Source organism: Nocardia vaccinii NBRC 15922 (genome assembly GCF_001613305.1).
Taxonomy (GTDB): domain Bacteria; phylum Actinomycetota; class Actinomycetes; order Mycobacteriales; family Mycobacteriaceae; genus Nocardia; species Nocardia vaccinii.
This window is the reverse complement of sequence record NZ_BDCC01000105.1, coordinates 1-7978: the sequence shown is the minus strand read 5'-3', so window position 1 is coordinate 7978 and position 7978 is coordinate 1. Positions and strand designations below refer to the sequence as shown.

The window sequence follows — 7978 nt, the reverse complement described above, 5'->3', positions numbered from 1 at the left end:
TTGTCGTACCAGTGCTTCTTGTGGCGGCACAGCATGGCCTCACCGTCGCGGTCCCAGGAGAATCCGGGTTTCTTCAGCAGTTTCGCGAACAGACGGCTGGCGTTGTCGGGATTGTCGGCCGCGAGCCGGGCAATGGGCACCGGGCTGACCTCTGTGTCGCGCAGATACCCCGACAGCGTTTCGCGATACCGGCGCCGCGTCAGCAGGGCCGGGTCGGTGAACAGTTCGATCAGCACGGTGTAGTCGACGTAGAAGCCCAGCCCGTCGAGTTCGTCGTAGATCATCGCGACGCTGTCGGCGTCGGTCCACGCCTCCGGCAGGGGAAAGTCCGGTTCGGTCCACGGACCGTCAACACTGCCGTGGCGTTCGTAGGTGTGCCGGTAGGCCGCCATCAGCACCCCATGCACTTGCGAACCGGGAACAACGACCGTGTCCGAACCATGCACGGCGATGAAGTCGGCTCGCTGCTCGGCCTGTATCCGGCGGCCTTGCTCCAATTTCTCTGGATTGCGGAACACCGCTTCGGGATGCGACGCCTGAAGTTGTGGTACGCCTGCCAGCAGGTCTTCGGCCTCCTCGGCTGGGTAGCTCGCCATCGGCCCGCTGATCATCCAGAAGTCCGAGACCGGGACGACACGACCGATCACGATCATGCCCGGTGACAACGCCGAAACTCCGGCGGTGCCCATATTCGATCGCACGCGGTAGGTCAGTTCGTCGATGTGATTGAACGCCACGAACCCGTCGTCACCGGCCATCTCGACGATCTCGAACGTGCCCTGCACATTCTCCAGCCAGCTGCACAGGATGGCGCGATCGGCGTCGGACAGGTCTGGCCGGCTGTTGATGAAGCTTTCGATCAGCGAGGTACCGGCAGCGAGCCGATGACCGTGGATGAAACCATCGAGCATCAGACCGAAGGACAACTCGTCATCGACGACACCGTCGGGGAACTCGTCGAAGATCAGCTCTGCAAGTGCCGCGTCGAACCGATCAGAGGTCGCGAACGCGACCAGTTCCTGTTTGAGATCACCACAACGCTCGAGCAACGGATCCACCGTCACCGCCTCCCTCTAGCGTCCACGCCCTCGTCGAGGCGAACCCTACGCCACACCGGCCCACCACAAGGGACCCTCCCCTCGCATCCAGGGTGCCGAAGACGGTGTGTGACAACTGAACTGGATGCCCTGCTGACTGCGCTGTACGTGAAAATCGACGACGAGCTGCCGGGTTCGCGCTGGACCGGCCGGCCGCCGACGCTGACCGACTTGGAACTGGTGTGCCTGGCGGTGGCGCAGTCGCTGCTCGGGTTCACCACCTCCGAAGCGCACTGGTTGCGGTACGCCCGCGCGCATCTGACCGGGATGTTTCCGTACCTGCCGCAGCAGTCCGGCTACAACAAGCGCCTGCGTCATGCGGTGGGCCTGGTCAAGCGGGTCATCCGGATGCTGGCCCGTTCCACCGATTTCTGGCTCGATGACTGCTGGATCGTCGACTCCACCCCGGTGCCGTGCGGGGCATCCCGGCCCACAGTCAAACGGTCGGAGGTAGCCGGCTGGGCCGGTTACGGGTACTGCGCTTCGCATTCGCGGTTCTACTGGGGTTGAAACTGTATCTGGTGTGCACCCCGTCCGGGACGCCGATCATATGGGCCCGCGCGGACCCGAAAATCGGTGAACGCGAAGTACTTTCAGCGATGCTCGAGGTCGACACCGCGGTGACTGCCGAGCACGAGGGGATCTTGTTGATCTGTGACAAGGGGTTCGCCGGGCGCGGGTTCGAGACATTGCTGAGCGAGTACGAGATCACCATGCTGCGCCCCTCGCGCAAGGATGAGAAGGCCCGCCACGGTGAACCGCTGCTGAAGAAGGTGCGCCAGTTGATCGAGTCGGTCAACGACACGTTGAAAGGCCAGCTCGACCTGGAAGACCACGGCGGGCGCAGCTTCGAAGGCGTCGCGATCCGTGTCGCTCAGCGCGTGCTGGCGATGGCCGCCGCGATCTGGCACAACCACACCACCGGCGCAGCAGTCACCCGGTCACTGATCGCCTACGACCATTGATCGGGGTTCGGACTTACTCGGATTAGCCGCCACGCGCTGCGGCAAGCAAACCTGCGCCACGATGTGCGCGCCGAACTCCTCGAGCCCGGGAATGTCAGCGGGCAGTTCCACTGTCTCGCCAGCGTGCACGGCGCGGACGTATGGCAGAACGTAGCGGTAGCTGCGGACCACATGGCCAAGGTAGTCTTCCCGAGCTTTCCGACCTTTCGAGCGTGGCGGACCGCAGGGCCTGATTTCGCGACGTATGTCGGATGCGGAGGTGCGGTCGAACGGCCCAGAATCAGATCAAGCCACAACGCCGTGAAGGAGAACGACCCGTGACCTACGCTTTCGACCGGGAATTGGCGCCAACAATCCCGATGCTGCCCAACCCGATGCTGCCCAATATGGGCGAGGCAGACCTGCCCGAGGTGCGGGAAGAATTCCTCACCATGATCGACGAGCGTATGGCCGAAGTCGATACCACCGGCGTCACCGCCCGTGAAGAACTGGTGCCTGGCCCTGAGGGCGCGCCGGATGTCCGCGTGCGAATCTACACGCCCGATCGGATCGCCGCGCCCGGGGTGATCTTCGACGTTCACGGCGGCGGGTTCATCATCGGCAACCCCCACATCAACCACGCGAGCAACGTACGGTTCGCCAGGGAGCTCGGGGTCAAGGTGGTGTCCGTGGACTACCGGCTGGCCCCCGAAGCGCGGTACCCGGTCGGGCTCGAGGACTGCTATGCGGCGCTGGTCTGGACAGCGAAGAATGCCGCCGAACTCGGCGTCGATCCGAACAGGATCGCGATCTACGGTTGCAGTGCCGGCGGCGGGCTGTGCGCGGCGCTCGCGCTGCTGTCCCGCGATCGCGGCGGCCCGGCGATCGCGTTCCAGTACCTGGGAGTCCCCGAGCTGGACGACCGGCTGGGGACGGCGAGCATGCAGGCATTCGTCGACACTCCGGTGTGGAACCGGCCGAACGCCGAGTTCAGCTGGGACTGCTACCTCGGGGCCGGCGTCCGCGGTAGCGCGGACGTCTCGATCTACGCCGCGCCGGCCCGGGCGACGGATTTGACCGGTCTTCCGCCTGCTTATGTCTCGGCGATGGAGTTCGATCCGCTGCGTGACGAAGACATCGCCTACGCCCAAGCGCTTATCGCCGCCGGAGTGCCCACCGAGCTGCACGTTTTCCCCGGCGCGTTCCACGGTTCCGCGATGGTGGAGTACGCCGCGGTGTCGAAACGCGAAATCACCGAGGCGATCGCTGTACTCGGGCGGGCCCTGGGCGTGGAACTGACCTAACCGCGCTCGGCCAGACGGCGGGCGAGCAGCGCGAGCCGGGCCCGGAATCGGTCGCCTGGCTCGTCCAGCCGCCAGCCCAGCGCATCCTCCACATGTGCCAGCCGTGCCGCCACCGAGGAGTGGTGGCGGTGCAGCGTGATCGCCGCTTGCCGCAGGGAACCTGTGCGGCAGTACGCTTCCAACGCCGCGACGTCGGCCGCACCGGTCGGCGTGGCGGCCAGCTCGTCCAGCGCCTTGACGTCCTCCTGCGCCCGCAACCGCGCCACCGGGATCTCCGCGAGCAGGGTCAGCGAGCCCAATTCGCTGTGCACCACAACGGGTTCCGCGGCGGAGACGGCGAAGCGTTCGGCCAGCCGCGCCTGCAACCACGAGCGGCGTGCCTTGAGCCCGGGCACGGAGTCGCCGACGCCGATTCGCACTCCTCCGGCGGTATTGCGTTCGCGCGTTCGTTCGTCCACAGAGGATCGCAGCATCTCGGTCACGGAACCTTCGAATGGCTGCAGCAGCACCGCCGCCACCCCGCCGACGACCGCCATATGCAGCCGCGGCAACTGCCCGCCTCTTGCCAGCAACCCAACCGCGGCGGCGCCCGGGTCGCTCCCGTCTTCGGTACCGACCGCCACCACGCACACCTGACGGGAGGCGTCGAATCCGAGCAGTACGAGCGCTCGTGCCCGGTCTTCAGCAGCGGCCTGCTCACCCAGCAGTAGCTCGACCAGAGCAGGGTCGGCTAAGTGCGGCGCGGACCGGGCTGGTTCCGGCCTAATCAGCATCCGCGCTGCCAGCGCGAACCGCTCCAGTACGAGATCATCGAGCGGCCCGCTCGGGCCAGGCCGCTCCAGCCACGCTTGGCCGCCGGGGTCCCGTCTCAGGTTTACCGAAGTCGGCTTGGCGATCGCGTCACCCGCTGGTACCCCGTCCGGCGTGAACCGCAGCGCGGGACTCGCGATGCCCGTTTGTAACCCGGCCACGCACTCCGCCAATGCCGCTGTGGCGCGCACCAACTCGGAAAGCTGGGCATGCCCGGCCACAAGCTCGTCGAAGTAGGCGATGACCCGGACAGCGGCTTCCGCATCTGCGTCTACTGCAGACAATCGCAGGAGTAGGCCCTTCATTCACCCAGCCTAGATCGTGGGATCCTGTTCAGCGCGGCCCCGACCGCGGTGCCTCCGCTTCTGTAGCAGCAACCCAGCGACACCGCACGGACCATGACGCGACGATCGAGGCATTGATCACCACGACTTGGAATCGCTGACTCAGGCGCGGCGGCCCGGGAGTCCGAAGCACTTTCCTGTTTGCTCTATTGCCGCTTCTCAGGGGGACGCTGTTGGTTAACGAAGGGGTAACCTCTTTTGCTGGCCTCCGTGGATGCGCTGGCTGATGGTGTGCGGCTGATGAGCGAGGATGATCCGTTCCGGACAGTTCGTGACGTGTCGGAGCCGGTCACGACAGGAGTTGAGTGCGGCTGGATTTGCCGCTCGACACGCTCACCGATCTCGCCGGTGAGGTGCTGCGGTCAGTGGTGGTGCTGTGAGCGGCGCGCTGCGCATCGAGCGGGTCGTCACCTCCGGCGTCTTCGAACTCGACGGCGGCAGCTGGGATGTCGACAACAACGTCTGGGTGATCGGCGACGACGACGAAGTCGTCGTCGTGGACGCGGCCCACGACCCCAAACCGATCGTCGAAGCCGTGGGCGACCGCCACGTCACCGCGGTCGTCTGCACACACGGCCACAACGACCATGTCACCTTCGCCCCGCAACTGGGGCAGGACCTGCACGTCCCGGTCCTGGTGCACCCTGGCGACGACCCACTGTGGCAGCTCACCCATCCGGATCAGCGCTACTGGCACCTCACCGACGGTCAGCGAATCGCTTTGGTGGGCACCGAGATCCACGTTATCCACGCGCCTGGGCATTCACCCGGCTCGGTATGTCTGTACCTGCCCGAAGCGGATGCGTTGTTCTCCGGTGACACCCTGTTCGCCGGCGGACCGGGCGCCACCGGGCGGTCGTTCTCCGATTTCCCCACCATCATCGGATCCATCCGCGACCGCCTGCTCACCCTGCCCGATCACACTCGGGTGCACACCGGCCACGGAGACTCCACCACCATCAGAACCGAGGCACCGCACCCGGCGGAATGGATCGCTCGCGGATATTGAACCGGACGGGGTTGCGCTCGCAGCAGCGAACACAACCCCGAAACCGACTACTTCAGTTCATGTTCGACTCGGCCCGACTCGCACCGGATTCCCACAACCGCAGAGTATGTTCAAGTGCCGCCGGGGCCGGTCCGCGAGCTCGATCATCTCGACCCGGGCGGCGAGCGCGCTGAGCAAGGCCTCGGCCCCCAGCCGGATGAGGTTCCCTCGCCTCTCGGAGAGGCTCTGAGTGTGGTCCGATAAGGCCGGAAGGAGCCATTCGTGGTAGCGCCGAAGAGGTATCCCAACGCCGCGTAGTTAACGGGACCGGCTCTGTCCCAAATTCGGTGGTAGCGAGTTTTGTGCTACCCAGCAGTATTCGGTGCCGCGATCGCGGAAACCGTGCGCTGCCGTACATTTGGCGTTTGATCAGCTTCGTGTTCACTCCCTCGTCGGGCCCATTGTTGTAGGGTAAGGCTTGCCCGGCGACAGCGGCGGCGTGGTCTTGTTCAAGGCCGGTCAGGAAAGGCCCGAGTTCGGTCGGGCCCGCTTCGTGGACCTGCTTGATCCAGCTATCGAGCTGCTCGCCGTGGTGTTCGGTCATCAGCTCGGCGAACTCGCGGACCAGACGGGCAATGTCGGTCATCTCCGGGCATGCAGCGATGATCTGGTCGAGGTGTTCGCGGCGATCCTCGGGCAGGTCGGTTGGTCTGGTCAGGATCCAGCTTGCAACGCGCTTGGACCGCAAGACCGTAGCCGTGGGCCTACGGCGAACGGGTCCAGGTGGCGGTGGCCTGCGCGGCGGCGCGGGGTGGTCCTGTGATGGTGGTAGCCAGGAGCATCGGTGACGATCGGAGCAGGCAGTTCGAGAACGTAGACCGGTGAGTACATCGACCATGGGCCGGACTGTAACGGCGGCCCCGGAACACCAGTGCGCGGCGAACTAACGAATGTCGGCACCGGTGCGTGACCGATGTGGTCATCATAGGGCCATGGAAAGGGCGGTGGAAGGTTCACCGCAACGGCGCATGCTGGAATGTGCACCCGGCGCCGCTGAATGTGATTCCGCAGAGAGCGGCACCGGAGCCGGTGCGGCCCCGCCCAAGGCCGCGCCGGGCCCGCAGTCCGGCGTCCGCGGGGTGGCGCCAGGTGCGTTCGGCGACAGCGCCTCGCGAAGGAGGGTGACTTCCTGCCATGTTGTGAAGGTGCCGTTCGGTACAGGATCGATGTATGTCGCGAGCCTGGTTCAAACGTTTGATTCCGCGACCGGCTACGCCTCCGCCGGCAGGGGCGAGCGGGCCACCGACGCGGGTCGTGGATGTCGATCTGTATCGCGGCCGGGCTGGCGGCGCGGACTGGACCGCCGAGTGGGGACTGCTCGACGAGCAGATGATCGAGGAGATCACCACCAACGATCTCGGTGCCCTCGTCGAGTACGTCCTGGTCGACGCCCGCGATCATGTAGGCGAGCACCTGGAGGTGGCCGTGCAGTGGAGTCTGCACCCCGACGACCAGCAGCCCGGCATCGATGTCACCGGTAGCGAGCTCGACGGTGTGATATTGCCGGTCACCCTGTACACGTAGCCGCAAGTACGCGCAGCAATGCTGTCCATATCGGCGGTCAGGTCGTCCGATCTGGTTTCTGGATGCCGAAAGAAAATCGGACGGACGCGCCGTAATCGATTGGGGAGCAGGTTTCCAGGTTCCCTGGGCAATCTTCGGGATCTAGCTATAACACTGCTGGTGTTTGGGAGAGCAAATTACCAGATCAGCGTGTTTGATTCTTATAAACCAAACCTGTCGATGTCCGGAGTCGCCTGCACGGATGACTGAAGGCATCTGCAGAGGTTCGGTCAGTGCTGGTGCGTGCTCTCCCTGCACTACCCGCACCGGCACCCCGGGTGGGCCTCATGCCACAGCGTCCTTGGCGTAGTTCTCGTTCAGCAACGGCCAGCCACCGGGGGAAGAGACCGCGTCCCTCGACCTGCCGCAACCCGCCTCCCACACCATCCAAAGACGGGCGAATCATGCACCCAACGGGATCGCAAGTTCAAACCAGCAGGCCACCAACACTTCTCAAGCCACCAAATCGGCAGGACAGACACAGTCATGAATCGTCACAAAGACCCGTACGCGCCCTACTCCGGGTGTCAATGTGAGGGCTCGAGAGTCGCTTGACCGAATGTCATCATCTGATGCCTGACCGTTGGATGGCGTGCGCCCTTGCCGGTGACGTAGAGGCGAGTGATCGTTTTCGTGTTCTTCCGGGGCCGGACGGCTATTTCCTCTTCGCCGTGCATGATCCGTAGGTGGGTGCCTCGATGACGACAGTCACGAGCTTGCCGCGATGGTGGGGGCCGAGATTCATGCGCTGTTGCTCGCGGTTGACGGGCCAGGTGCCGCTTCGGCTTTCACTGCGGGACCCCAATCTTCAACAAGGTCCTGCGCGCGGCGACCGCGATGGCTTCGTCGATCATCTGACCGTCGAGTT

At 65.0% G+C, this 7978-nt stretch carries 6 protein-coding genes and 1 pseudogene; 4 read left to right on the top strand and 3 right to left on the bottom strand.

Annotated features, from left to right (window positions below; all coding sequences use genetic code 11):
- Positions 1-1064 (bottom strand): DUF7986 domain-containing protein (locus NV1_RS41330; RefSeq protein ID WP_067905107.1); only part of this gene is annotated, 1064 nt, incomplete at its 3' end.
- 102 nt (positions 1065-1166) lie between these two features.
- On the opposite strand from NV1_RS41330, the pseudogene NV1_RS41325 reads away from it, so the two are divergent.
- Together NV1_RS41325 and NV1_RS41320 are read left to right on the top strand one after the other, a co-directional pair.
- Positions 1167-2062 (top strand): annotated as a pseudogene (locus NV1_RS41325) (IS982 family transposase).
- A 317-nt stretch (positions 2063-2379) separates the two neighbouring features.
- A complete protein-coding gene (locus NV1_RS41320) occupies positions 2380-3345 on the top strand; it encodes an alpha/beta hydrolase (RefSeq protein ID WP_067905104.1) in 966 nt (321 codons plus the stop codon).
- On the opposite strand, the gene NV1_RS41315 is transcribed toward NV1_RS41320, so the two are convergent.
- Positions 3342-4460 (bottom strand): PucR family transcriptional regulator, encoded by a 1119-nt coding sequence (locus NV1_RS41315; RefSeq protein WP_067905101.1) that lies wholly within the window; start codon positions 4458-4460, stop codon positions 3342-3344. The two genes, NV1_RS41320 and NV1_RS41315, sit on opposite strands and share 4 nt — an antisense overlap.
- A gap of 415 nt (positions 4461-4875) precedes the next feature.
- Here NV1_RS41315 and NV1_RS41310 point away from each other — a divergent pair, with 415 nt between their 5' ends.
- Positions 4876-5508: an MBL fold metallo-hydrolase gene (locus NV1_RS41310; RefSeq protein ID WP_067905098.1), complete on the top strand. Its 633-nt coding sequence runs from the start codon at positions 4876-4878 to the stop codon at positions 5506-5508.
- A gap of 52 nt (positions 5509-5560) precedes the next feature.
- On the opposite strand, the gene NV1_RS47185 is transcribed toward NV1_RS41310, so the two are convergent.
- Positions 5561-6385: a transposase gene (locus NV1_RS47185; protein WP_084526746.1), complete on the bottom strand. Its 825-nt coding sequence runs from the start codon at positions 6383-6385 to the stop codon at positions 5561-5563.
- Positions 6386-6801: 416 nt separating this feature from the next.
- Here NV1_RS47185 and NV1_RS41300 point away from each other — a divergent pair, with 416 nt between their 5' ends.
- The gene (locus tag NV1_RS41300) at positions 6802-7071 is read left to right on the top strand and encodes a hypothetical protein (RefSeq protein WP_067905092.1); all 270 of its coding nucleotides are present in this window, start codon (positions 6802-6804) and stop codon (positions 7069-7071) included.
- Positions 7072-7978 lie beyond the last annotated feature (907 nt).